The organism is Nocardia sp. NBC_01377 (genome assembly GCF_045040005.1).
Taxonomy (GTDB): Bacteria; Actinomycetota; Actinomycetes; order Mycobacteriales; family Mycobacteriaceae; genus Nocardia; species Nocardia noduli.
The window spans coordinates 6,955,477-6,980,687 of sequence record NZ_CP109566.1 but is presented as its reverse complement, the minus strand read 5'-3'; the positions used below and the strand labels follow the sequence as shown (position 1 = coordinate 6,980,687).

At 66.8% G+C, this 25,211-nt stretch carries 23 protein-coding genes and 1 riboswitch; of the genes, 12 read left to right on the top strand and 11 right to left on the bottom strand.

What is annotated here, in order from left to right; translation table 11 throughout:
- The first annotated feature begins 54 nt into the window (after positions 1-54).
- The gene (locus tag OG225_RS32210) at positions 55-1,566 is read left to right on the top strand and encodes a PLP-dependent aminotransferase family protein (protein WP_405178613.1); all 1,512 of its coding nucleotides are present in this window, start codon (positions 55-57) and stop codon (positions 1,564-1,566) included.
- A gap of 86 nt (positions 1,567-1,652) precedes the next feature.
- Positions 1,653-2,357: an NUDIX hydrolase gene (locus tag OG225_RS32205; protein ID WP_405178612.1), complete on the top strand. Its 705-nt coding sequence runs from the start codon at positions 1,653-1,655 to the stop codon at positions 2,355-2,357.
- Positions 2,358-2,432: 75 nt separating this feature from the next.
- Here OG225_RS32205 and OG225_RS32200 read toward each other — a convergent pair whose 3' ends face one another.
- On the bottom strand, positions 2,433-3,839 hold the full coding sequence (locus OG225_RS32200; RefSeq protein WP_405178611.1) for an ABC transporter substrate-binding protein: 1,407 nt from the start codon (positions 3,837-3,839) through the stop codon (positions 2,433-2,435).
- The gene (locus OG225_RS32195) at positions 3,836-4,555 is read right to left on the bottom strand and encodes an alpha/beta hydrolase (RefSeq protein ID WP_405178610.1); all 720 of its coding nucleotides are present in this window, start codon (positions 4,553-4,555) and stop codon (positions 3,836-3,838) included. The genes OG225_RS32200 and OG225_RS32195 overlap by 4 nt, the downstream gene beginning before the upstream one ends.
- A 139-nt stretch (positions 4,556-4,694) precedes the next feature.
- Between OG225_RS32195 and OG225_RS32190 the strand changes: the two genes are divergently transcribed.
- Positions 4,695-5,258 carry a TetR family transcriptional regulator gene (locus tag OG225_RS32190; RefSeq protein WP_405178609.1) on the top strand — a complete coding sequence of 188 codons (564 nt, stop codon included), beginning with the start codon at positions 4,695-4,697 and terminating at the stop codon, positions 5,256-5,258.
- A 53-nt stretch (positions 5,259-5,311) separates the two neighbouring features.
- On the opposite strand, the gene OG225_RS32185 is transcribed toward OG225_RS32190, so the two are convergent.
- Positions 5,312-6,445 carry a CaiB/BaiF CoA transferase family protein gene (locus OG225_RS32185; RefSeq protein WP_405178608.1) on the bottom strand — a complete coding sequence of 378 codons (1,134 nt, stop codon included), beginning with the start codon at positions 6,443-6,445 and terminating at the stop codon, positions 5,312-5,314.
- A gap of 214 nt (positions 6,446-6,659) precedes the next feature.
- Between OG225_RS32185 and OG225_RS32180 the strand changes: the two genes are divergently transcribed.
- Positions 6,660-9,011 carry an arylsulfatase gene (locus OG225_RS32180; RefSeq protein WP_405178607.1) on the top strand — a complete coding sequence of 784 codons (2,352 nt, stop codon included), beginning with the start codon at positions 6,660-6,662 and terminating at the stop codon, positions 9,009-9,011.
- A 123-nt stretch (positions 9,012-9,134) separates the two neighbouring features.
- Positions 9,135-9,824 (top strand): hypothetical protein, encoded by a 690-nt coding sequence (locus tag OG225_RS32175; protein WP_405178606.1) that lies wholly within the window; start codon positions 9,135-9,137, stop codon positions 9,822-9,824.
- A gap of 5 nt (positions 9,825-9,829) precedes the next feature.
- On the opposite strand, the gene OG225_RS32170 is transcribed toward OG225_RS32175, so the two are convergent.
- A complete protein-coding gene (locus tag OG225_RS32170) occupies positions 9,830-10,861 on the bottom strand; it encodes a cupin domain-containing protein (RefSeq protein WP_405178605.1) in 1,032 nt (343 codons plus the stop codon).
- Between the two features lie 235 nt (positions 10,862-11,096).
- Complete coding sequence (locus OG225_RS32165) at positions 11,097-11,753, bottom strand: hypothetical protein (protein WP_405178604.1); 657 nt, start codon at positions 11,751-11,753, stop codon at positions 11,097-11,099.
- A 2,426-nt stretch (positions 11,754-14,179) separates the two neighbouring features.
- On the opposite strand from OG225_RS32165, the gene OG225_RS32160 reads away from it, so the two are divergent.
- Positions 14,180-14,803, top strand: coding sequence for a hypothetical protein (locus OG225_RS32160; RefSeq protein ID WP_405178603.1), 624 nt, complete (start codon positions 14,180-14,182; stop codon positions 14,801-14,803).
- A gap of 123 nt (positions 14,804-14,926) precedes the next feature.
- Positions 14,927-15,409, top strand: a complete 483-nt coding sequence (locus tag OG225_RS32155; RefSeq protein ID WP_216917980.1) for a DUF456 domain-containing protein — start codon at positions 14,927-14,929, stop codon at positions 15,407-15,409.
- 10 nt (positions 15,410-15,419) lie between these two features.
- Here OG225_RS32155 and OG225_RS32150 read toward each other — a convergent pair whose 3' ends face one another.
- Positions 15,420-16,283: an amidohydrolase family protein gene (locus OG225_RS32150; RefSeq protein WP_405178602.1), complete on the bottom strand. Its 864-nt coding sequence runs from the start codon at positions 16,281-16,283 to the stop codon at positions 15,420-15,422.
- A gap of 80 nt (positions 16,284-16,363) precedes the next feature.
- On the bottom strand, positions 16,364-17,776 hold the full coding sequence (locus OG225_RS32145) for an FAD-dependent oxidoreductase (RefSeq protein ID WP_216917506.1): 1,413 nt from the start codon (positions 17,774-17,776) through the stop codon (positions 16,364-16,366).
- Positions 17,777-18,150: 374 nt separating this feature from the next.
- Here OG225_RS32145 and OG225_RS32140 point away from each other — a divergent pair, with 374 nt between their 5' ends.
- The 3 genes from OG225_RS32140 to OG225_RS32130 all read left to right on the top strand — a co-directional run bounded on the left by OG225_RS32140 (position 18,151) and on the right by OG225_RS32130 (position 20,447).
- Positions 18,151-18,612, top strand: coding sequence for a hypothetical protein (locus OG225_RS32140; protein WP_405178601.1), 462 nt, complete (start codon positions 18,151-18,153; stop codon positions 18,610-18,612).
- A gap of 76 nt (positions 18,613-18,688) precedes the next feature.
- A riboswitch (SAM riboswitch) is annotated at positions 18,689-18,804 on the top strand.
- Between the two features lie 15 nt (positions 18,805-18,819).
- On the top strand, positions 18,820-19,236 hold the full coding sequence (locus OG225_RS32135) for a rhodanese-like domain-containing protein (RefSeq protein ID WP_405178600.1): 417 nt from the start codon (positions 18,820-18,822) through the stop codon (positions 19,234-19,236).
- Positions 19,233-20,447 carry an O-succinylhomoserine sulfhydrylase gene (locus OG225_RS32130; RefSeq protein WP_216917503.1) on the top strand — a complete coding sequence of 405 codons (1,215 nt, stop codon included), beginning with the start codon at positions 19,233-19,235 and terminating at the stop codon, positions 20,445-20,447. Before OG225_RS32135 ends, OG225_RS32130 begins: the two co-directional genes overlap by 4 nt.
- Positions 20,448-20,514: 67 nt before the next feature.
- Here the strand turns inward: OG225_RS32130 and fgd are convergent, their stop codons facing one another.
- On the bottom strand, positions 20,515-21,525 hold the full coding sequence (fgd, locus tag OG225_RS32125) for a glucose-6-phosphate dehydrogenase (coenzyme-F420) (protein ID WP_405178599.1): 1,011 nt from the start codon (positions 21,523-21,525) through the stop codon (positions 20,515-20,517).
- Positions 21,526-21,781: 256 nt separating this feature from the next.
- On the opposite strand from fgd, the gene OG225_RS32120 reads away from it, so the two are divergent.
- Both OG225_RS32120 and OG225_RS32115 read left to right on the top strand, forming a co-directional pair.
- The gene (locus OG225_RS32120) at positions 21,782-22,540 is read left to right on the top strand and encodes an HAD-IIA family hydrolase (RefSeq protein WP_109529173.1); all 759 of its coding nucleotides are present in this window, start codon (positions 21,782-21,784) and stop codon (positions 22,538-22,540) included.
- Between the two features lie 80 nt (positions 22,541-22,620).
- Positions 22,621-23,307 (top strand): hypothetical protein, encoded by a 687-nt coding sequence (locus tag OG225_RS32115; protein WP_405178598.1) that lies wholly within the window; start codon positions 22,621-22,623, stop codon positions 23,305-23,307.
- Between the two features lie 101 nt (positions 23,308-23,408).
- Here the strand turns inward: OG225_RS32115 and OG225_RS32110 are convergent, their stop codons facing one another.
- From OG225_RS32110 to OG225_RS32100, 3 genes are all read right to left on the bottom strand, one after another.
- Positions 23,409-23,855, bottom strand: a complete 447-nt coding sequence (locus tag OG225_RS32110) for an RpiB/LacA/LacB family sugar-phosphate isomerase (protein ID WP_405178597.1) — start codon at positions 23,853-23,855, stop codon at positions 23,409-23,411.
- 189 nt (positions 23,856-24,044) lie between these two features.
- Positions 24,045-24,497, bottom strand: a complete 453-nt coding sequence (locus OG225_RS32105; protein WP_405178596.1) for a MarR family winged helix-turn-helix transcriptional regulator — start codon at positions 24,495-24,497, stop codon at positions 24,045-24,047.
- A 33-nt stretch (positions 24,498-24,530) separates the two neighbouring features.
- Positions 24,531-25,172, bottom strand: a complete 642-nt coding sequence (locus tag OG225_RS32100; RefSeq protein WP_405178595.1) for a type 1 glutamine amidotransferase family protein — start codon at positions 25,170-25,172, stop codon at positions 24,531-24,533.
- Positions 25,173-25,211: the final 39 nt, after the last annotated feature.

Below are 25,211 nucleotides of genomic sequence, written 5' to 3'. Positions count from 1 at the left end.
GAATGACCCCACTGGCCTTGCTTATAAATATCCAATCGGTGAATACTGGACCGTATGGCGACAAGAGTTATCGGTGCGACCAGTCTGGCGCGGGATCTGGGCCGCTGGCGCAGCGTGGACGAGGACGGCGGGGAAACCTCGGCGAGCAGCCGTCGTTCCGCGCGTCCGGCCTATCTCGCGCTCGCCGAAGGCATCCGGTTGCTCATCCACGACGGCAGGGCGCCGCTGGGTGTGGCGCTGCCCAGTGAACGCGATCTGGCAGCGACGCTCGGCGTCAGCCGGACCACCATCACTTCCACCTACACGCTGCTGCGCGAACACGGTTACCTGATCAGCCGCCAGGGTTCGCGCAGCACGGTGGCGCTGCCGCCCGCGGTGCCGCACGACGGAACCAAACCCGCCAGAAGTATTCTCGCGATGATGTCGCAGCCGGAGCTGACGACCATCGACCTGACCTATGCCGCGATGGCGGCGCCGAGGGAGATGCAGGCGGCGTATTCCGCCGCGCTGGAAGGTCTTCCGGCCTACCTGGGTACCCACGGCATGGATCCGGTCGGTGTGCTCGCACTGCGCGAGGCCCTCGCCCGCCGCTACACCGAACGCGGTCTGCCCACCGAACCGGACCAGATCCTGGTCACCCTCGGCGCCCAGCACGGTCTGCGCCTGCTGCTCAATGTGCTGACCGCGCCCGCCGCGCGGGTGCTGATCGAACATCCGACCTACCCGAACGCCATCGAGGCCATTCGCGATGTCGGCGCCCGCCCCATCCCGGTGCCGCTGCTGCTGGAGAATCAGGAACGCGGCTGGGATCTCGACGGAATACGCAGCGCCGCAAGGCAAACCGCCGCGACGCTGGCCTATCTCGTCCCCGATTTCAACAATCCGACCGGCCTGCTGCTCGATGCCGACGGCCGGGCCGAACTGGCCGCCATCGCCAGGGAGACCAGGATGACGATCGTCATCGACGAATCGATGGTCGACCTGCGGCTGGACTCGACCCCCGCGCCGCCGCCGGTCGCGGCCTTCGCCAAGGGCGCGGAGATCGTCACCATCGGGTCGGCGTCCAAATCCTTCTGGGGCGGTCTGCGCGTCGGCTGGATTCGCACCAACCAGTCGCTGATCACCAAACTGCTCGGCATCCGTTCCACCGTCGACCTGGGCACGCCCGTCATGGATCAGCTCGCCACCGTGTACCTGCTGGCGAACGCCGACGGAATCCTGGACCGCCGCCGCGATCAATTGCGGTCCCAACGTGCGGCGATGCTGGAGGCCCTGGCCGAAGAACTGCCGGATTGGCGGGTCGGCGAGGGCGCGGGCGGCATGTCGCTGTGGGCGCAACTGCCTGCCCCGGTCTCGACGGCGCTGGCGGCCACAGCGCCCAACTACGGCGTATTGCTCGCGGCCGGACCACGTTTCGGTGTGCAGGGTGCTTTCGAACGTTTCCTCCGCCTGCCCTATACGCATCAGGAGTCCGAACTTCGGCTCGCCGTCAAAGGGATCGCGGCGGCCTACGAGGCGCTCACACCCCGCGCCGTCGACCCGCTCCAACCGCTCACCTGCTACTGACCGGAGGCCCGTGCGAGCCGGTCGGTCGGTCTCGTAACGGGATCCCCTCGACGTGACCGAATTCGATCTCGGGCAGTATCGAGGTCATGGGCCCCACGACGGGACCGAGTGTCCCCGCAAGCGTCGAAGAGTTCCGAGCGTCGGCGAGTAGTCGCCTGCGCCGGTTCCCGCATCTGGAAGTTCCCGACGCGCCGGATATCCGCAGGGCCGCCGTGCTGCTGTGCGTGGTCGAGTCACCGGAGCGCACGCCCGCGGTGCTGGTCATCCGGCGCGCCTACCGGGGGCGCAACGCGGGCCAGTGGGGTCTGCCCGGCGGCCGTCTCGACAGCGGGGAAACCGCCGAGCAGGCGGCGATCAGGGAACTGCACGAGGAACTCGGGCTGACCGTGACCACCGCCGACCTGCTCGGCCGTCTCGACGACTTCCCTGCCAGCTCCGGATTCGTCATCACGCCGTTCGTGGCGGCGCTGAGCGACGCCGCGGCGCTGAACCCCAGCCAGGACGAGGTCCATTCGGTCCACTTCGTCGATCTCGGCAGACTCGCCGAGGACGACGTGCCCCACTGGGTGAGTCCCGGTGAGGCGGTACGTCAGGGCGAACTGCCAGGCGAAGCGTCGACGATCGCGCCGGAGGGGCCGGGCCTCCTACAGATGCGCCTGGGCGACGGCATGACCATCCACGCGCCGACCGGCGCGATGCTCTGGCAGTTCCGCGAAGTCGTGCTGCTCGGCCGCGACCCGGCCGACGCCAGGATCGCCGATTTCGCCCAGCCCGACTGGACCCGCCACTGAGGGGTGCGGCTTCGAAGTGTCCGTGACGGCGAAGACCCGGCCCCGCATGGGACCGGGTCTTCGTGACCGGTGGGACTACTTCAGGTCGTTCATGCTCTTACCCACGTCGGCGAGCGTCATCGGCTTGCCGAAATCCTGGGTGTACTTGTAAGAGGTGAATCCACAACGGAACTGACCGTTGTTCGGCTTGAAATCGGCGGCCTTCCAGCCGTCGGGGGTGGCCTGCTGCACGTTGAAGCAGCGCGGCTGCTCCGCGAGCGGCTTGGACAGATCGATCGGCGCCTGCAAGCCACCGGCGGTCCAGGCGGTCTCCTTGATCGCGGCGTTGTAGACACACGAACGCGTCAGATTGTCGCCGCAGCTGGCGGCCGACTTGGCGAACAGCAGCCAGGTCTGGAAGGCTCGCAGTCCCTGGAAGGTGATCGCCGCGCCGGGCGCGTACTTGCTGTAGAGCGTCTTCAGTTCCGCGATCGCGGGAGTCGTCGCGGCGGCGTCCAGTGGCGCGGTGCCGCTGATATCGGAGAAGTTGTTCTGGCTCGACAGTGAACTCTTCGCCGAGTCGAGGAAGGTCTGGTTGTAGGCGTTGGCGTTGGCGTCGATCCAGTCGAGTTTGTAGTTCATGCTCGTGAGGATGTCCTCGAGCTTGGCCAGGTAGCGGAAATCGCCGAGGAAGATCAGGCCCTTGACGTTGTTGGCCTTGATCGACTGCGCGTACGGGGTCCAGTCGGAGACCCCCGCGACCGGGTACAGGTCGTTGTAGACGATCTTCGCGCCGAATGCGTTGAAGAACTCGACCTGTTTATCACCCATCGCCTTCGTGATCGGCGAGTCGCCGTTGATCAAGCCGATACCGTTCTGCGAGCCGGGATAGGCCTCTTCGAGCAGCCACTCGTAATACCCGGTATAGGGATTGACGCTCTCCGAGGCGGACGCGCCGAACGAGGGAACCTGCAGATCGGAGCCGGTATTGGGCACCTGGGTGACCTGCACCGGGAAATCGGGAAGCAGGCAGTTCAGCCGGTCCTTGACGCCGAGTCCGTCCAGCGCGGCGCTACCGCCGACCAGGACGAAATCCTCACGGCAGGCTTCCAGCATCCGCTGGCGCACCTCCATCAGGTTGGTGTCGCGCAGGTTGACGTTGACCTTGCGGCCGTTGATACCACCCGCCGCGTTGCACCACGAGGTGAAGACCTTCGCGGCGTCGACGTAGTCGGGGTTCTTGGTGAACCCGACATCGGAGAACATGCCGACCTCGATGTCGGACGCCGTGACACCCTGCGCCGGAGCGCTTTTCGCGCTGCCGGGCTGACAGACGCCGTTGAGGCTGCCGAAGTTCGCCGTGGCGGCGGGCCCTGACGAGCCACCGCCTTCGGTGGGTTCGGTGCCGCCGTCGCGTCCGCAACCGGCTGCCACCAGCGCGATCGCGATCAGGGCAACGACTATCCGCTGTGTCTTCACTCGTCTTACTCCTGTGCGGTTCATGCTGCTGCCACCAGCAGCAGGACGTCGGTGACGGCTTCCGGTTCGGTGATCATCAGGTCGTGGCCGGTGTCGATATCCCACAGCCGTCCCGCTTTTCGTGCGCCGTCGACCAATTCGGGATCGCGCGTGGCGAGGGTCGAGGTGCAGACGATGTGGAATTGCGGCAGCGCGGCGACGGCCTGTTCGTCACGGAGATCGAGTTTCTCCTCGAAACACCGCCACGGATGGCTGGTCAGCCGCTCGGCCATCCACGTGAGGTCCGCGGGGTCGGTGACCCCGTAGAACATGCCCGCGTCGGGATGCGGGAGCAGGACCAGTTCGGTGCCGTCGATCGTCTCGCCGAACGGGCGGGTCGCCTCGATGATCGGACCGGCGACATCGACGAGTGACTGACCGTTGATCGGGTTCGCCGCGTCCAGGTAGACCAGCCGCCCGACCCGATCGATGGCCCGGTCGGCGGCGCCGGTGATGACCATGCCGCCGTAGCTGTGGCCGACCAGGATCACCTCGCGGAGGTCTTCGTAGTGCAGCAGGGAAGCGACGTCCTGGATATGGGTGTCCAGCCCGATATCGGACAGGGACAGATGGGAGCGGTCGGCCAGTCCGGACAGTGTCGGGGCGAACACCTCGTGGCCCGCGTCGCGTAGTAGTCGGGCCACCTTCCGGTAGCACCAACCGCCGTGCCCGCCGCCGTGGACCAGTACGTATGTCGCCATCTCGCTCCCGAAAACCTTGTTCTTCGACTCGGTAATCGGATATCGAGTAATCCGATTACTTGAGTAATGGGATTACTCTAGGGAGATGGCCCGGGGTGTGGGGAGTGAATCGGAAACTTCGTCGCGGATCCTTGCCGTCGTGCTGGACTCGCTGGAACGGGTCGGTTACGACGGCCTCTACCTCCAGGAGGTGGCGCGCGGCGCCCGGGTGTCACTGAGCACGATCTACAAACTGTTCGGGACCCGCGATCAGCTGATCGTCGCCGCGCTCGAACAGTGGATGGCCCGAACCAGTTACACCGACCTCGCCGCGGTCGACCCGGACGAGACATTGCGCGAGGGTTTGATGCGGCTGTTCCGACGGGTGTTCGAGCCGTGGGAAGACAGCCCGAAGATGTTGGAGGCCTATCACAAGGCGCGCACCGGCCCCGACGGTAGTCGCCTCGAGGCGCAGGGCATCACCGCGCTCGTCCCCGCGGCGGGTGCGGTCCTCGCGGGCACGGACCCCGATTATCTCGATGACATCGGCCGCGTGCTGACCGGACTCAGTTACGGACTCATCGGGCGCTACGTCGACGGCGCACTCGAGATCACCGATATTCTTCCGACCCTGGAAAAGGCGGTTTTCCGGCTCACCGCCGACAACGAGTCCGCGGCGCACAACGCCCATATCAGTCGCGCGCAATCGTCGACCGCCAGCTGAGAACGGCCGTACGGCACGCCCGCGTCACGCGCGACCGTGCCGTACGTGGGGAATCAGTCCGCCCAGATCTCCTCGAACGGAGTGCCCTCGGTCGGCGGCGGGGTCGGAATGGTGGTGGGGGTGCGGGAGAAGCGCGGAGCGGGCGCGTGCTGCACGATGCCGCCGATCTCGACCAGGCCGGTCCGCGCGACGATATGCGGGTTCGCCTCGGCCTCGGTGAAGGTGAGCACGGGGGTGGTGCAGGCGTCGGTGCCCTCGAAGATCGCGGCCCATTCGTCGCGGGTCTTGGATTTGAACTTCTCGGTGAACAGCTTCTTCAGCTGATCCTGGCCGTTGGGGTCGAGTTGCTGGGGCAGACCCTCCGGATCGATCTCCAGCCCCGCGAGCAGTTCCGCGTAGAACTGCGGCTCGATCGCGCCGACGGCCATGTACTTGCCGTCGGAGGTCTCGTAGGTGTCGTAGAAGGCCTGTCCGGTGTCGAGCAGGTTGGTGCCGCGCTCGTCGTTCCACAACCCGACGCCGCGCATACCCCAGATCATGTGCGACAGGGCGAGTGCGCCGTCGACCATCGCCGCGTCGATGACCTGGCCCTTGCCCGAGGTCTGCCGCTCGATGATCGCGGCGAGGATGCCGAACACCAGGAACATGGAGCCGCCGCCGAAGTCGCCGACCATATTGAGTGGCGGCACCGGCCGCTCACCCTTGCGGCCGATGGCGTTCAGCACGCCGGTCAGCGAGATGTAGTTGATGTCGTGGCCGGCGCGGTCGGCCAGCGGACCCTCCTGGCCCCATCCGGTCATACGTCCGTAGATCAGGCGCGGGTTGCGCTCGAGCGCCGCGTCGGGGCCCAGGCCCATCCGCTCGGTGACGCCCGGCCGGAAACCCTCGATCAGGACATCGGCCTTCCCGATCAGGGTGAGCACCTTCTCGATATCCGCCGGATCCTTCAGGTTGGCCTCGAGGATGGTGCGTCCGCGCCACTGCGCCCGGTCCATGAAGCCGGGGAACATGCCCGCGCGCTGTACCCGCACCACATCGGCGCCCAGGTCGGCCAGTAGCAGCGCCGCGTGCGGACCCGGGCCGATTCCGGCGAGTTCGACTACTTTGATGCCGGCCAGCGGCCCCTGCCTCCGGTTATCGTCACCGGCGGGGTGGGTTGATCCTGTGGTGGTGGATGGTGTGCTCACGCCCTACCTCGGTTCGTCGTCGATCCAGCGCACCGGCGCGTCCGGTGCCGCCCGGGAAAGCCGGCCCGGGTTTATTGACAGTATGACAATAACGTCGGCGCGCGCCCCCCGGCCTCGCTCCACGGTCACCCCTCACGGGTGACGTCGCCCGCCCCGGTTCACCCGTACTTTCGTGGCACACCGAGAACTCGTCGAGCGACGGAGGACCGAGCATATGCCACCGAAGGAATACCGGCCGGGCACCACGTTCCCCGGAATCATCGGTCGGACCACCGACGAATCGAGTCCAGCGTGGCCGCAGCCGGTGCGTGCCGTACCCGACGCGCCGAACGTGCTGTTCATCGTCTTCGACGACACCGGTTTCGGCCAGTTCGGGTGCTACGGCAGTCCGATCGAGACGCCGAATCTCGACCGGCTCGCCGAACACGGTCTGCTCTACAACAACATGCACACCACCGCGCTGTGCTCGCCCTCGCGTTCGTGCATGATGACCGGCCGCAACCACCACGCGAACGCGATGGCCGGAATCACCGAGATCGCCACCGGATTCCCGGGATACAACGGCAATATCCCGTTCGAGAACGGATTCCTGTCCGAGATCCTGTTGGAGCACGGTTACAACACCTATCAGGTGGGTAAATGGCATCTGGTGCCCTCGGAACAGGAATCGGCCGCGGGTCCCTACGAGCGCTGGCCACTCGGGCGCGGATTCGAGCGTTTCTACGGTTTCCTCGGCGGTGACACGAGCCAGTGGTATCCGGATCTGGTCCACGACAATCATCAGGTCGAACCGCCCGCGACCCCCGAGGACGGGTATCACCTGACCGCCGACCTGGTCGACAGGGCGATTTCCTTCATCGCCAGCGCGAAGCAGGTCGCCCCCGACAAACCGTTCTTCCTGAATTTCTGCACCGGCGCCACCCACGCGCCGCACCACGTGCCCAAGGAATGGGCCGACCGGTACCGAGGACGTTTCGACGACGGCTGGGAGGCCTATCGCGAATTCACCTTCGCCCAGCAGAAGGAACGCGGCGTCGTACCGGTGGACGCGCAGCTCTCCCGACACGATCCCGATGTGCCGGAATGGGATTCGCTGCCCGTCGACCAGCGCCGTCTGGCCGCGCGGATGATGGAGGTCTACGCCGGATTCCTGACCCATACCGACCACCACATCGGCCGAATGCTCGATTTCTTGAAGGAGATCGGCCAATTCGACAACACGCTGATCATGGTGGTGTCCGATAACGGGGCGAGCGCGGAAGGCGGCGTCACCGGGACGACGAACGAACTGCAATTCTTCAACAACGCCCCGGAGCCGATCGAGGACAGTCTGCGGGCGATCGACGAACTCGGCGGCCCGAGCACGTTCAACCACTATCCGTGGGGCTGGACCTGGGCGGGCAACACCCCCTTCCGGCGCTGGAAGCGTGAGACCTACCGCGGCGGCGCGAGCGACCCGTTCCTGGTCCACTGGCCGCGAGGAATCACCGCGAACGGCGAGATCCGCACCCAGTACGCGCATCTGGTGGATATGGTCCCCACCGTTCTCGACGTACTCGGCATCGAGCCGCCCGCCACCATCAAGGGCGTCGCGCAGTCGCCGATGCACGGCGTCAGCTTCGCGCACACCTTCGACAACGGGGACGCGGTCACCGGCCATCACACCCAGTACTTCGAGATGCTCGGCCACCGCGCCATCGATCACGATGGCTGGCGCGCGGTATGTCCCTGGCCCGGAACGTCTTTCGCGGAGGCGGACAACGCCTTCGGCACCCCCATCACCGCCGATGCGCTCGGCGAATTGGACGCGCACGGCTGGGAGTTGTACTACATCGAGGAGGATTTCGCGGAAACCCACGACCTCGCCGCCGAACATCCCGACAAACTCCTCGAGATGATCTCGCTGTGGTACGTCGAGGCGGGTAAGTACAACGTGCTGCCCATCGACAGCAGCACCCTGCAACGCCTCATCCAGGAACGTCCGCAGATCACCCCCGCGCAGACCAGTTACACCCTGCGCGCGGATACCGACACGCTGCCCGCCGCCGTCGCGCCGCGCGTACTCAACCGGCCGCACAGCGTCACCGTCGACGTGGAGATCCCGGCGGGCGGCGCCGACGGCGTTCTGGTGTGCCAGGGCACCAATGTCGGCGGCTGGACCTTCTTCGTCAAGGACGGCCGACTGCATTACGCGCACAACTACGTTCGGCGTGCCGTGTACCGGGTCGCCTCCACCGAGACGATCCCGGAGGGGCGTCACGAACTCCGCTTCGAATTCGAGCCGACCGGTGTCCCCGACATCACCCAGGGTAAGGGCGCGCCGGGTAACGCCACGCTCTACATCGACCGTCGCCCGGTCGGTCGGGAGGAATTCCCGGTCACCACACCGGTCGCCTTCAACCCCGGCGGCATGACCTGCGGGGCCAACCCCGGCTCCGCGATCGTCTCCGACTACCGGCCGCCGTTCCGGTTCAGCGGCACCCTGCACACCGCCGTCGTCGACCTGTCCGGGGACCTGATCACCGATATCCCCAGTGAGATGCGCATGCATATGGCCCGGCAGTAGGCGACGACCCGGCCGCCGCACCGGGAGTCCGGCACCGAACGACGCGAAAGGTCGGGTGCCGGACTCCCGCATCATCGCACTCGACGAAATTCCGTCGCGGTCGAACAGGGAGGCGATCGACGCATGGCCGAGGTGTATCGCGAGAGGCAATTCCGCAGGCTGACGACGCCGCGTTCGGCCGCCGTCGCGGGCATCCTGTTCGCCGTGCTGTTCACGATCGGTCTCGTACTGTTGCGCACGACCCTGTCCGGCGACCCCCTCAGCGACGCCGCCTGGTCCGGTCCGCATCAAAGAAGAATCAAGATCGCCCTGGTGCTGGAACCTTTCGCGGGGATCGCGTTCCTGTGGTTCATCGGCGTGATCAGAGATCGCATCGGCGCACTGGAGGACCGGTTCTTCTCGACGGTCATGTTGGGCAGCGGATTGCTCTTCCTCGCCATGATGTTCGCGTCGATGGGAATCGCGGGTGGCGTTCTCGCCCTCGCCCGCCATTCGGACGTTTCACACAGCGACATCCTGATCTTCGGCCGCGAGGTGATGCTCCAGATGAACAGTGTCTACGCGGTACGCATGGCTGGAGTGTTCATGATCTCGTTGGGAACGATCTGGTTGCGCACCGGACTCATGCCACGTCCGCTGGTCGTGATCACCTACGTTTTCGCGCTGTTCCTGCTGATCGTGGTCAGTTTCAGTGTGTGGGTCGGCCTCGTTTTCCCGGCCTGGGTTCTGTTGATCAGCGTGTATCTGCTGGCGACCCTGCCGCCGGGCACGACATTGGCCGACCAGGCCGCGACCGAGGAGAACGATTCGTAGCGCGGCTACGGCGCGAGTGGATTGTTCCTGGTCACGATGAGCGGATCGGCGGAGGTGAACGGCAGTTCGGGGAGCGCGTCGATGGCGACGCCGAATGTCGCGGCGAGAACGCTGCGGGAATAGGCGCTCATCGAGGCGCGGTAACCGATATCGGCCGGTGTCGGCTGATCGAAGAAGATCAGCAGATGCACGCGCGGCGCATCGATGACCTCGATATGGTGCGGGTAGGCGCGTGGCACGAAATACACCTCGCCCTCGTTCACGACGTAGGTGTCCAGCGTCCCGTCCGGATCCATGATCGTCATCCGCGCCGAACCCCGGTGCACATACCCCATCTCCGCGGTGACCGGATGCCAATGCGGCTCGCGCATACCGTCTTCCCTGATGCGCAGCGAATACATCGAGATATCGTGCAGCGCGGGCCAGAATTGCTCGCGCGCCGTTCGCGCCGACCCGACCGGTGAATCCACCGGGGCCGCCATCGCCTCGATCGCGAAATGATGCGGGTCGCCGAAATGGGCGGACGACGGTATCTCCGGCTCACCCCCGCGACGGACGAGCAGTTTCGCCGTCGTACTGCGCCGGATCTTCGCGAAATCCGAGGCGGCCAGGTCGTAGGTGTTACCGAGCACCGAATCGGTCATCGCGCCCAGCGAGGCGCTCAACCCGAAATCCTCCGGGCGCTCGTGGCGAAACGCCAGAATGAATTCCGCGTCCATATCGCCGATGTTCTCCACGTGATGCAACGCGCCGGAGTCGATATGGAACATCTCCCCGGGACGCACCAGGAACGACGAGAATCTCCCCCCGCTGTCGAGCACCGAAACCAACGCCTGCCCCGCGGTGCAGTAGGTGAGTTCGGTGCAGTTCGCGTGCCAGTGCGGTTCGCGGATCGCGCCCGGGGCCAGCGTGAGACGTTTGATCGACAGGCCGCTCAGAATGGGAAAACTGTCGGCGGTCAGCCTGGTCAACGAGCCGAGTTCACTGCGGTGGATCTCTTCGCCTGCCAACAGCGAAGCGGTATGGATCGAGGGCACGCGTCGTCCTCCTTGATCGCCGGGCGAGATCGTTCCGGGTCGATCATCACCCGAGTCCACGAGGAACCGGTGTGTACACGCGGACCCGATGTGGGCCGGATTCGGCGAGGGCATGTCTTCGGTCCGGTCTTCGCCGGAAGCGCAGCGATCAGCCCTGGTCCACACGTGCCGCGACCACCACGTATCCCTTCGGGGCACGCCATTTCCGATGATACGAAGGTCCTCCTCGGGGCCGTCAGCAGTCGGGCTGGAAGGGGAAACAGCCGCGCGGTGTCGTGCGTGGTGGTGTGGTCGGCCGTTCGCTGGGCGGCGGTGGCGGCGGCTGCACCGTGGACGGTGGGGGCGCCGGCTGTTCGACGGTTGTCGACGGGGCGACCTGGTCGCCGGTCGGCTGCGGGTCGGTGGAATCCGAACCGCCCTGCGCGAACGCCCATATGACGCCGCCGAGTACCGCGATCGCGGCGGCCGCGCCGAGTACCGCGATACCCCGGCGTCGGCTGGACCGCGTCGCGGTATTGCGCGGCGGGGCAACGGTATTGCGTGGCGGTGCGGCGGGGCGCTCTTTTCTCGGTCCCGCGTCGGAGAGGCGGTCGATGGTCGCCGGTGAGACCAGGGGACGCGACTTCAGCAGTCCACGTGGGGGATTCGCTGGTGCGTCGGGCTGTGTGTGCTGCGCCGGTTCGGTAGGTGAGTGCGTGGGCGGTTCGCCCGGCGAGCCCGCAGATGTCGGCTTCTCGGACGGGGTTTCGTTCTCCGGAGCGCGGGACGTCCGCGGCGGTGCTGTGCCCGAGAGTGTGGGTGATGGTGATGCGGTAGGTAGTCCCGCTCGCTCAGGACCGTCGGGCGGGGTTCCGTACTCCGGGCGGTCGGGTATCCGGTGCGGTGACGCCATCGACGGCGTCGGCGATGCCGTAGATGAGCCTGCCTTTTCCGGGTTGTTCGGCAGGCTTCCGTGTTCCGGGGCTGGGCTGTTGCCGTGCGCCGGCGGGGTCGGTAATTGCGCCACGGTGGATGGTTCGCCTTGTCTCGATCCGGCTGGCACGTTCTCGTTTTCCTGAGCGGCGGTATCCGGGGGATACGGCGGTGGAATCGACGCTGGGGCAACAGGCGGCGTCGAAGTCGGCGCTACCTGTGCCGCCGAGGTGTGCGGCGGGGATGACGAAGTCGCGGGAGCCGGATGCTCGGCAGCCGAACCTGTCGATATCGGTCCATCGGGCGAGTTCTGCTGTGCCGAGGTCGGTGGCGGACCCGATTGTTCCGATGGTGCCGAAGTTGTCGGCGGACCGACGAATATCCTTCCGGTGGGCCGATTCTCACGTACGCGATCGGGGGGAATTGCCGGCGACGACGCCGCAGCCGAAGCATCGGCAGGCTGTGCCGTAGCCGGATCACTCGACCTCGATCCGGCGGGCAGATTCTCATATCCCGGTGCGGTGGTGCCGCGCGGTGGTGCCTGGGGATTGGTCGGCTGTTGTTGTGCGGCCGGCGCCCCGGCGGATATCGGGCCCGACGGCGGGCTTCCGTGCATCGGCGCCGGCTGTGGGCTCGCCGACGGTGTAGCCGGTGGTTGTGGTGCGGCAGGAGGTTTCGCGAACACCGGTGGCGTCGAAGGATGGGTCGGCCGTGTCGGAAGAGGACTCTGGTTCGGCATGGAGGAGGGCTCGTGCGGAGGCGTGTTCGGGTTGCCTGACAGCGGCGTCGAAGGGCGGGTCGGCCGTGTGGGAAGGGGACTCGGGTTCGGGGGCTGATGCGAAGGCGCGGTAGGGCTGCCCGATAGAGGAGCCGAAGGATCACCTTGCGATGTGTCGGGGTTGCCCGGCGGCGGCCCGGAAGGGCGGGCAGTCGGCGGAGCGGAGTAGCCGCCCGGAGCGGGGGCGGCTGCGGGACTATGCCCCCGCCCCGGATGCCGCTGCGGGAGTGGTGGAGCGGCAGGTGGACTCGACGGTACCGGCGGGCCGAAAGCACGCGCGGGAATCGATGGGACAGACCGATTCGGTGCGGGCCGGCGAGGGTCGGCCCTCGGGTCACCGGGATGCCGCGCGGGTGACGGTCCACCCGCCGGGGGTGTCGGACGGCCGGGGTCGCCCCCGGGTGGCCGCGCCGGACCGCCCGATCCCGGACCGCCCGATCCCGGACCGCCCGATCCCGGACCGCCCGATCCCGGACCGCCCGATCCCGGACCGCCCGATCCCGGACCGCCCGATCCCGGACCGCCCGATCCCGGACCGCCGCTTCCCGGCGGCGGTGCGGTGGCCGGGTTCCGAGGTGTCACCGGAGGACGCCCGGGTTCGAGTCGGCCTGCGGGCGCGTGTCCCGCAGGTGGTTCGGCGGTGCCCGCGGCCCTCGATGTGCTGGAAGGTCGAACATCCGACGGCGCACTCGCGCCCGATGAGGGGCCGCCCGTCGACCGTGGCAGTCCGGTGGGAAACCCTTCGGCGACCAGTTGCGCCACGGTCACCCGGTCCGCGTGGCCGAGCGCGCCGAGGAACGCGCGCACCCGTTCGGCGTCCCACGACACCTCTCGGTGCACGGCGGACTTGCGGAAGTACCGCCGCAGCGCGGAGAGCCCCGCCGCTTCGACATCGCACCCGTGCGGTGGGGGCCCGTGCCATTCGACGGTGATCGGGAACCGCGCGTGTCCCGCTACCAGCACCAGTCCCGCGACGAACGCGTCGAACCCGACCCTGTCCGCACACGCTTTCAGGTCGAAGAAGGCATCGCTGACCTCGTTGATCGGATTCACGTCGCCGGGGCGTACCCGCACCGGCTCGTCGGGGACGCCGGACAGACTCCAGCGCCCGTCGGCCGAACACGACAGTTCACCGCCCGCTCGGGGCAGGATGTTCACGACATCGACGGCGACGCAGACGTGCGGTGTGATCACCACGAGGTCGATTTCGCGCCCCGCGCGCGGGTTGCCGCGCTCGGGGACGTAGCACCCGGCGATCACGATTCCCGCGACCCGATATTCGTCGGTCCACTTCCCCAGCCACCCGGCGATCCGCTTCTCGGTGGGCCGGACGCCGTTTCGTGCGGCGTTGATGACGAGCATCTCCTACACCCTCCTCGCGCGGAGCGCCGAAAAAGACGCCCCTACAACGTTATCGCCGGGCAACGACACCCGCATCAGTGCTGGTGATACCCGTTCGGCGCGGCAATTCCCGGGCGTTTTGCTCACAGCGGATTCGTCCTGCGGACTTCGCGGCCGAAACTGGACAGATCATCGAACCCCGGACACAATCGCCCCATGTGGAAACGACGTTTCATTCAACGAAACACCCGCCTCGGTGATCGCGATTCACGGACACCGCGCGACCGATGAGCGCGCCCGCGGACTATCCACTCGCCCTGGCCGTCGAGGATTTCGCACCCGTACTGCTGACCACCTGCGGAGTCCTGTTGTTGCGCCGCCTCACCGGAAGCGGATGGGTCGTACTCGCCGCGGCCCTGATCGGTGCGGGCGGATTCGCCAAGGCCACAGCGAAACTCGTCGTCGCGGCCGGTGGCCCCGACCTACCGTTGTTGCACGGCATGCTGTTTCCGCTCCTGACGCTCGGATTCGCCCTGCTGTACGCGGAATTGACGCGCGCCGCGACCGGTCGGCTGTCACGCGGGTTCATCATCCCGGCCGTCGCGCTCATCGCCGCCTGCGCCGTCACCTCGATACTCGCCGCCGATACCCTCCCGATGCTGGTGAGCACCACCGTCTTCGCCACCCTCACCGGTCTCCACCTCATCCGCCTGGCCCGCCGCCGCGGCGACACCGTATCCGCCGCCCTGATCGTCACCGAACTCCTGACGTTCTTCGTCCTCGGCCCCCTCGGTGCCCGCCCCGACCAGACCGTCGCCCTCCAGTGGACGGAACAACTGTGCAACACCGCCGCCCAAACCGCCTTCCTCATCGCCGCCTACCGCTTGGCTGGAGCATCGCGACCTCGATGAGCCGCAAGCCGGACGAGCTCGAGCACGACTGCCCACCTGCTGGAACCTCCGCTGTGCAGACCGCATGCGCGTAGGCGAGAATCCTGGCAGCGTGACTGGGCGCTGGAGTTGGAGGGATGAGCGGTGAGCGTGTGGGGAGAGGTCGTTGTCGGCCTGGTCATTCTGGTCGGACTGGTCGGGATCATCGTCCCGATCCTGCCTGGGGCGATTCTGATCTTCGGCGCGATCGGGGTGTGGGCGTTCCTGACGGGCGGGGCGACCGCGTGGTCGATCTTCGCTGTCAGCGCGGTTTTCCTGGTGGTGTCCGCGATCGTCAAATACACGTGGCCCGGTCGCAAGATGAAGGACGCGGGTGTCTCCAACCGCGCCCTGTTCCTCGGCGCCGTCCTCGGCATCGTCGGCTTCTTCGTCATCCCCTTCGTCGGCCTGATCGTGGGATTCGTTCTCGGCGTCTACCTTTCGGAATTGCAACGCCTCGGCGACAACCGACCGGCCTGGCAGTCGACCAAACACGCGCTCAAGGGCGTCGGCCTGTCCATGCTGATCGAACTTCTCGGCGCCCTGCTCGCCACCGCCACCTGGGTCCTCGGCGCCTTCATCGCGTAGCCGGTCCGATTTATCTTTCGATGGCGGGGAAGGGGATGGTGTCGTCGGACGGTTTGGGGAGGTCGTCGCGGCGGATGGGGAGGGTGGGGTTTTCGGGTTTGTGGAAGGGGGCGGTGGGGGTGGGGTCGGCCTGGCGATGCAGTGGCAGGCGGTAGAAGTGGCGGGCGTTGTCCTCGAGGACGGCGAACATGTCGGTGCCGACGACGTCGCAGATGAGATCGACGTCGGAATCCCGGAAGGGGCGGCCCGCGCGGGTGCCCGGCAGGTCGGTGCCGAACATGAGCGCTTCGGGGTTGACGGCGTGGATGCGGCGCAGCGTGTTGGCGACGTTCATGGAGACGCGGCCGAAACCGGTCGCCTTGACGCGGGCCCCACGATCGACGAGGTCGAGCAGGTAGGGCAGGCCCTCGTCGGACATGCCGAGGTGGTCGATGGAGAAGGCGGGAAGTTTGGAGATCACCGGTTGCAGCGAGGTGAGCATCTTGCCGTCGATGTAGACCTCGACGTGCCAGCCGACCAGGTCGTGGGCGCGTAACGCCTGCAGGGTCATGGCGGTGATGTCGGCGGCGGCGCGTTTGACGTTGAAGCGCAGCGCCCGCACCCCGGCGCGATCCAGGGCGACGATCTCCTCGTCGGTCGCTTCGAGGTCGAGCGCGGTCACGCCGACCCAGCCTTCGCCCAACTCCGATAGTGCCGCCTTCAGGTAGCTCTGATCGGTGCCTTGGAACGAACCGCTGACTACCGCGCCTCCGCGTATGTCGAAGCGCGACATACGCTTTCGGTAGTCGGCGATGGTGAAGGGGCCGGGCAGGTAGCCGTCGTTCTCGGCCAGCGGGAACCGCGGGTCGAAGATGTGGACATGGGCATCGAACACTTGTACAGAATGCCTCAGTCGTCGAGTTTCCGCTGTGGCGACGGTCGCCCGAAGAGTCGACCGTCGCTGTCTCGCGGTTTCTAGACCTTGTGCGGTTCGCTCGCGCGCAGCATGTCCTCGCGCTCGACGACCTTGACCCGCTCGCGGCCTTCGGGCTCGCCGAGTGCGCGTTCGTGGGCGTCGAGGCGGTACCAGCCCTGCCAGGTGGTGAACGGCACGCCCTTGGCCTCGAGGAAGTCGGTCACGGCGTCGAGTTCGGGTTCGGGGGCCGAGACGAAGCCTTCGGCGTCGTCGAGCAGGCAGGCCACGGTCTCGTTGGCGTCGCCCTTGGTGTGACCGATGAGGCCGACCGGGCCGCGCTTGATCCAGCCGGTGACGTAGGTCGCGGGCACGAAACGGGCCTTGCCGTCGGCGTCCTCGTCGGCCAGTACGCGTCCGGCCTCGTTGGGCACGGTGCCTGCCTGGTCGTCGAAGGGCAGGTTGGTGATGTTCTGCGACAGGTAGCCGACCGCGCGGTACACGGCCTGGATGTCCCAGTCCTTGATGACCCCGGTGCCCTTGACGTTGCCGGTGCCGTCGAGTTCGGTGCGTTCGGTGCGAAGACCGATCACCTTGCCGTCGGCGTCGCCGACGATTTCGGCGGGAGATTCGAAGAAGTGCAGGAACAGCTTGTGCGGACGGTTGCCCTGGTCGCGGATGGCCCACTGCTCGAGGGTGTTGGCGACCATGTCGACCTGCTTGGAATGGCGGCGGGCCGCTTCCGAGCCTTCGTCGTAGTCGATGTCCTCGGGGGCGACGATGACCTCGATGGTCGGCGAGTGGTCGAGTTCACGCAGTTCCAGCGGGGTGAACTTGGCCTGGGCCGGGCCGCGGCGACCGAAGACGTGCACCTCGAGCGCCTTGTTGCCCTTCAGGCCCTCGTAGACGTTCGGCGGGATCTCGGTGGGCAGCAGTTCGTCACCGGTCTTGGCCAGCACGCGCGCCACGTCGAGCGCGACGTTGCCGACGCCGAGGACCGCGACCTTCTCCGCGTCCAGCGGCCAGGTGCGCGGCACGTCGGGGTGCCCGTCGTACCAGGAGACGAAGTCGGCGGCGCCGAAGGAGCCGTCGAGATCGATGCCGGGGATGTCGAGGGCGCGGTCGGCGTTCGCGCCGGTGGAGAAGATGACCGCGTCGTAGAAACGGCGTAGGTCGTCGAGGGTGATGTCGGTGCCGTAGTCGATATTGCCGAGCAGGCGGACCTGCTCTTTGTCGAGCACCTTGTGCAGGGCGGTGATGATGCCTTTGATGCGCGGGTGGTCGGGCGCGACGCCGTAGCGGATCAGCCCGAACGGCGCGGGCATGCGCTCGTACAGGTCGATGCTGACGTCGGCGTCGGACTTCATCAACGCGTCGGCGGCATAGATGCCCGCCGGTCCCGCGCCGACAATGGCGATGCGGAGCGGACGGGCCGCCTGAGCATCACCGCTCGCTGCTGCACTCTGTTCGGTCATCTCTTCCGCGCACCCTTATGTTCGAAATTAATGGCGTTGGTCTTAGCTTAGGCTAAGTTCACGCGTCGTTCGGTCGCACCTCACGATGCGTGACGCTGGCGCTGCCGGCACGTGCCCGCACGTTGCCCAGGTCGCTACGACGGTGAGCTGTCATATGGCTATGACAGCAGGCCGCAGTCCCGCGATTCTATCGGTGGCATGTCATACGACCTATCAGGGTGTCGTGAACTGGATGGATGCCGTACCTCACGGCGATCACGAACGACCCGTGATACCAGCCTACCGACGCCGCTTCGCCACGGCACACGGCCGGACCGGACGGGCGCGGCGGGGGTGGACGTCGGATTCCCGCGCCGACCAGGGATCATCGAGGGATGACCGAGCAGCGCCCCGCCCCCGAGGACGACGAAGCGATCGTGGTCGATCAGACCGACAAACGCACGATGGCCCCGTTCATCGCGGCCGCCGTCTTCGCGGCGATCGTGCTGGTCGCGATCGTGGCGGGCGGGGTGTTCTCGCCCGCTGAGAAAAATGTCACAGAGGCCGACCGGATCGCGGCGGCCGCGCAGAACTACGCGAGCGCCCGCAACTCGACCGATGCGGTGCCGCCGCCAGGTGTCGCGTGCGACGGATTCGACGAGGGCAAGTCGCCGTTGGCAGGACAGTTCGCCGGGGGCGGATCGTCCGGAAGTTCGATCGAGATACCGAAAGTCGCGGAGCAGCGGGTCAACGGTGACCGGGGCAAGGCCGCCGTCACCGTGCGGGTCGACGGCCGCGTGAGCACCGAGACCTGGAACTTTCTCCGGGCGGGCGACAGGTGGGTGGTCTGTGGTTGACCGGCGCCGACGAACTGACCGCGTGTCGCATATGAATGTTTGACATGTCGGCCGTCGGACGGGCAATCTCAGTTCAGGTCATGAGAACCAGCGTCAAGCCCCGGCTTGCTGGTCGGCAACCCTCCTCCGCGGTGGGGTGCTCCGGGTGACGACCCGGCCGCGCACCGAAAACGGGTGTGGCAAGTGCGGATTCACAGGAGGATCGACATGAGTTATGCCGGAGACATCACCCCGCAGCAGGCGTGGGAAATACTCCAGGAGCATCCCAAGGCCGTCCTGGTCGATGTGCGCACCGACGCGGAATGGCGTTTCGTCGGCGTGCCCGACACCAGCTCGATCGATCGGCCGACGGTGCTGATCGAATGGGTCGACAGCAACGGCGCCCGCAACACCGAATTCGCCGACCAGCTCGGCAAGGCCCTCGAGACGCGCGATCCGGAAGCACCCGTGGTCTTCCTGTGTCGCTCCGGTCAGCGTTCGGCGCATGCCGCGAATCTGGCGACCCAGCTCGGCATCGGCCCGTCCTACAACGTGCTGGACGGATTCGAGGGCGGCCTCGACAACTCCGGCCACCGCGGCGGCCAGGGCTGGCGTGCCACGGGTCTGCCCTGGCGGCAGTCGTGATCACCGGCGGCGCGTTCGACAAGCCGCTGCCCGACGATGTCGGTCCGGCGACCCTCGGTGTGCGCGGCGGGCTGCGCCGCTCCGGTTTCGAGGAGACCTCCGAGGCGCTGTACCTGACCTCCGGTTTCGTCTACGAGAGCGCCGAGGCGGCCGAGGCCGCGTTCACCGGCGACGTCGAACATTTCGTCTACTCCCGCTACGGCAACCCGACGGTCGCCATGTTCGAGGAGCGGATGCGTCTGCTCGACGGCGCGGAAGCCTGTTTCGCCACGGCGAGTGGAATGTCGGCCGTATTCACCTCGCTCGGAGCGCTTTTGAGCGCGGGCGATCGACTGGTGGCGGCGCGCAGCCTCTTCGGCTCCTGTTTCGTGGTGTGCAACGAGATCCTGCCGCGCTGGGGCATCGAAACCGTCTTCGTCGACGGCGAGGATCTGGACCAGTGGGAACAGGCGCTTTCGGTGCCGACGCAGGCTGTGTTCTTCGAGACCCCGGCCAATCCCATGCAGACCCTGGTCGATGTGCGCAAGGTCAGTGAACTCGCCCACGCGGCGGGCGCGAAGGTGGTGCTGGACAACGTCTTCGCCACCCCGCTGCTCCAGCGCGGATTCGACCTCGGCGCCGACGTCCTCGTCTATTCGGGCACCAAACATATCGACGGTCAGGGCCGGGTGCTCGGCGGCGCGATCCTCGGCCCGCAGGACTACATCGACGGTCCGGTGAAGAACCTGATGCGTCACACCGGTCCGGCGCTGAGCCCGTTCAACGCGTGGACGCTGCTCAAGGGGCTCGAGACGATGCCGCTGCGGGTGCGGCATTCCACCGAATCGGCGCTGAGGATCGCGCGCTTCCTCGAGGGCAACGATTCGGTGAGCTGGGTGCGCTACCCCTATCTGGAATCGCATCCGCAGCACGCGCTGGCGACCAGCCAGATGAGCGGCGGCGGCACCGTGGTCACCTTCGAACTCGACGCGCCCGCGAACGAGGCGAAGAAACGGGCCTTCGAAGTGCTGAACCGGCTGCGGATCGTCGATATCTCGAACAACCTCGGCGATTCCAAGTCGCTCATCACCCATCCGGCCACCACGACGCACCGCGCCATGGGGCCCGAGGGACGCGCCACCATCGGCCTGTCCGATGGGGTCGTCCGCATCTCGGTCGGCCTGGAGGATGTGGACGACCTGCTCGGAGACCTCGAGCGCGCGCTGCGCTGAGATTCGACGCGACAGACGAAAGAACCCCGTCCCGACGACCCGGGACGGGGTTCTTCGCGTTCATCGATCAGGCGAGTGCGCGCAGGCGGGGGCCGAGATCGCGTTCGAACAGTTCGAGGAACCGGCGCTGATCGTGGCCGGGGGCGTGGAAGACCAGGTGGTTGAGCCCGGCGTCCAGGTACGGCTTGATCTGGGCGACGGCCTCGTCGGGGTCGCTGGCGACGATCCAGCGCTTGGCGATCTGTTCGATCGGCAGCGCGTCGGCGGCGGTTTCCATCTCGATCGGGTCGGTGATGCTGTGCTTCTGTTCGGCGGTCAGCGACAGCGGCGCCCAGAAACGGGTGTTCTCCAGCGCCAGTTCGGGATCGGTGTCGTAGGAGATCTTGATCTCGATCATCCGGTCGATATCGTCGACCGAGCGCCCGGCCTTGCCCGCGCCCTCGGCGACGGCGGGCATCAGCTTCTCGGTGTAGAGGTCCATACCCTTGCCCGAGGTGCAGATGAAACCGTCGCCCGCGCGACCGGCGTACCGGGCGACCAGCGGGCCGCCCGCGGCGATGTAGACGGGGATACCGCCCTTGGGCACGTCGTAGATGGAAGCGCCGACGGTCTTGTAGTACTGGCCCTCGAAATCGGTGCGCTCCCCGGTCCACAGGGCGCGCATCAGGTCGACGGATTCGCGTAGCCGGGCGAACCGCTCCTTGAACTCCGGCCATTCGCCGGTGTAGCCGGTCGCGATCTCGTTGAGCGCCTCACCGGTGCCGACGCCGAGCATCACGCGGTCCGGGTACAGGCAGCCCATGGTCGCGAAGGCCTGGGCGATCACCGCGGGGTTGTAGCGGAAGGTCGGGGTCAGCACCGAGGTGCCCAGCTGGATGCGCCGGGTGCGCTCACCCACCGCGGCCATCCATGCCAGCGAGAACGGGGCATGTCCGCCCTTGTGCCGCCACGGCTGGAAATGATCGCTCACCGTCGCGCTGTCGAGTCCGTGTTCCTCGGCGAGCACCGCGATCTCGACCAGTTCACGCGGTCCGAATTGTTCCGCCGACGCCTTGTATCCGAGTTTGAGACCACTCATGTGCGTCACTCCTTCGCTTCGCTGCCACGCATCCGGTGCGGGTATTTCCGACACCGGTCGGCCGCACGCGGGTGTTTCCCGCACCAGCGCCGCGTGCGGCGTACGGCTGATTCGACCATAGCCAGCCCGATTCGCGACGTTGTGCAGGGGCGCGTCCGACGGCCCGCCGCGCCGTGTCCGGGCGCTCCCGGCGCGGGTAGCCGATAATTGACTCGTGACTCCAGACGACGAGCCGATCCTGTCCTACCTCACCGATATGGACGGGGTGCTGGTCCACGAGGATCACCTCGTCCCCGGCGCCGACGATTTCCTCGCCGAACTGCGTGACAAACAGATCCCGTTCCTGGTCCTGACCAACAATTCGATTCGCACCCCGCGTGATCTGCAGGCCAGGCTGCGTCACAGCGGTCTCGACATCCCCGAGGACGCGATTTGGACCTCGGCGCTGGCGACCGCGACATTCCTCGACGACCAGCGCCCGAACGGCACCGCGTACGTGGTCGGGGAATCCGGTCTCACCACGGCACTGCACGAGATCGGCTATGTGCTGACCGATAGCGACCCGGATTACGTGGTGCTCGGTGAGACCCGCACCTATTCGTTCGAAGCGATCACCACCGCCATTCGGCTGGTCGAACGCGGCGCTCGATTCATCGCCACCAATCCGGACGCGACCGGACCCTCACGCGACGGATTGCTTCCCGCGACCGGTTCGGTCGCCGCGCTCATCACCCGCGCCACCGGCAAGGACCCCTACTACGTCGGTAAACCGAATCCGCTCATGATGCGCTCGGCATTGCGGCGCATCGGCGCGCATTCGCAATCCACCGTGATGATCGGGGACAGGATGGATACCGATGTCGTCTCCGGTCTCGAGGCGGGTATGCGCACGATCCTGGTGACCACCGGTATCTCGACGCGGAATTCGGTCGAGCAATATCCGTACCGGCCGACGGCGGTCATCGATTCGGTCGCCGATCTCGTCGGACGCACCTCGCGACCTTTCGGCGACTGAACCCGGGGTCCCGGCGAACCGCACGCGCGGAAGGTGAAGTGCCCGTTGCGGTGTCGGGGGCGGCGTGTAGCTTCTCCGCCATGATTGCCGATGCACGAAGTTTCAAGGCGGACCAGGTGTCACGCGAGGAAATCCTGGCCGCGATCGAGGGGTTCCGGGAGGAATACAAAGCCGAGCAGATCACCGGGGCGCTCGACGATATCGAGAGCTATACCCTCGACATTCTGTTCGTGGCAGGGGATCTGCACATCCGAGGCGATCTGGACCTGTTCACCGAAGGGGCGTTCCTGCTGATCGTCCTCGGGGATCTCCGTGTCGACGGCGCGTACACCGACCAGGACGACCCGGAGACGTATCTGCTGGTCACCGGCGATATGCACGCCAGGGACGTGGTCACCGCCGGGTGGCTGGAAGTGCACGGCGATCTGCGTGTCGGCAGGCTCATCGGCGACTACAACGATTGCAGCGCCTATATCGGGGGAGATATCAGCGCCGGCCTCTTCTACGGCGAGGAGCATTTCTTCACCATCGAGGGCGAATTGGACGCCGACGTCGTGGTCGGGAGCCCGCGCCTGATGATCGACCACGAACCGGAGGGGATCGAACTCGACGATCCGAAACTGCTCGAGTATTTCGATCGGGAGCTGCTGCGAATTCTCGAGGACACCGCCGAGGACGGCACCCCGATCATCGACGTGGACGGCATCGACGATTTCCGCGAGGTGAAACACCGCGTCATCAAGGGCGTTCCGCTCAAGACTTCATAGTCGCGTCGGTACCTGCCCGCAGCGCGGTCGGCGCCGCGGGATCACCGTTTCCCCTTCGGCCTGCGGTAGCAACGGCTTTCGCGGGTCGGCTGCCCTTCGATTCAGCGGCCGCGCTCGATTTCCGCGAGATGTTCGATATTGGCCCGATCATCGGATTCCGCGCTCGGCCGACCGGCGAACCACGCGTCGAGTATTTCGGTGAGTTCGGCGCCCGAGGTCGTGCGCAGGCTGAGCGCGAGCACGTTCGCGTCGTTCCAGGTGCGCGCCCCGGCGGCCGTCGCGGCATCCGCGCACAACGCCGCCCTGATCCCGGCGACCTTGTTCGCCGCGATCGACGCACCGGTTCCGGTCCAGCAGCACACGATGCCCTGATCGGCGCGGCCCTCGGCGACGTCACGCGCGACGGCTTCGCTCGCCCACGCCCAATCGTCGCGTTCGGTCTCCGACAGCGCGCCGTGCACCGTGGTCTCGAAACCACGCCGCGCGAGTTCGCGAACCACCTCGTCGGCGACCCCGGTCCGCTCGTCGGCCGAAACAGATATCCGCATGGGCCAAGGGTAGTGAGCGGCGGGCCCGCGCGGAACACGGATCTCGTTCGGTACCGAGCGAATTCTTTCGCGCGGCGACCGGGTCACGCGTTGTCGACGCCGTCGCGTGATTCGTGAACTCGCGAGACACGGTGTCGACGGCCAGTGCGCCACGGCGACACCCAGGCGAACGGCGGGAGCCCGATCCGGTCAGGTCCGGTCGGCGATGGCATCCAGCGCCGCCGACAGTTCGGTCAGCATCGCGACGGCCTCGGCGAATCGTTCCTGCCCGAGCTCGGCGACGAGCCGGTCGGCGATCACCGCGTGCGCGGGTGTGATCCGCTCGACGGCGGCGCGCCCATCCTCGGTCAAGGCGACGAGTTTGGCGCGCCGATGCGCGGGATTCGGCTGGTATTCGGCCAAACCCCGGTCCGCCACGATGTCGGCGATCCGCTGCACGCTCTGGCGGGTGATGCCCATGGCGCGGGCGATACCGGCCACCGGCAGCGGTTCTTGCAGGATCGCGCCGAGTACCTGCCACCATGCCGCCGTCAGCCCGGCGGGGACGGCCAATTCCTCCGCGATGGCGAGGAATTGGCCGTTGAGCCGGAACGAGGTGATCGCGGCCGTGCTGAAGAGTTGTTGATCGCCGGTTTCAGCCATGTCGGCTCTCGATGACTTCCGGGCATTCGTTCGTCACCGCGCGTCCGCCGTTCGCGCGTGTTCGTACTCGTCCAAGATCGCGTATGCCGCCGCGTCGTTGTCCGCGTAGAGCCGGTACCACGCCCGCAGGATATGCGCCTCGTAGACGCCGAGGCGGCCGAGGACCTCCCTGGCGAAGGCGAACGGCGCGGTGCCGGAGGCGGTGATGACATCACCGTCGGTGACCGCGAGTTCCTCGACGTAATGCCCCGCGCCCGCGTACCCGCTGTACTCGAGAAATACGGCCGCATTACTGGTGTGGCGCTTGCTGTCGAGCAGTCCGGCGCGCGCGAGCCCGAACGTGGCGCCGCAGATACCCGCCACCGGCACACCCGCCGCGACGAATTCGGTCGCCTTCTGCTCGAAGTCCGCCAGTTGACCGCTGATCCACTGATCCGCGCCGGGCAGGATCAACATCGCGCTCTGCTCGGGTGTCAGGTCGTCCAGCGTCATATCGGGAACGATCCGGACCCCGCCCATGGTGACGATCGGATCGCCGGTGCGCCCCACCGTTCTCACCTCGTAGGAACCGGGGGCCGTCTGCCATTCCGGTTTGTTGATATGCGCGATGGCGGCGCCGACCTCCCAATCGGCGAGGGTGTCGAAAACCGCCGTGTGTACCGTCTTCGAAGTCATGACAGTATGCTGTCATATTTGACAGCATACTGTCAATAT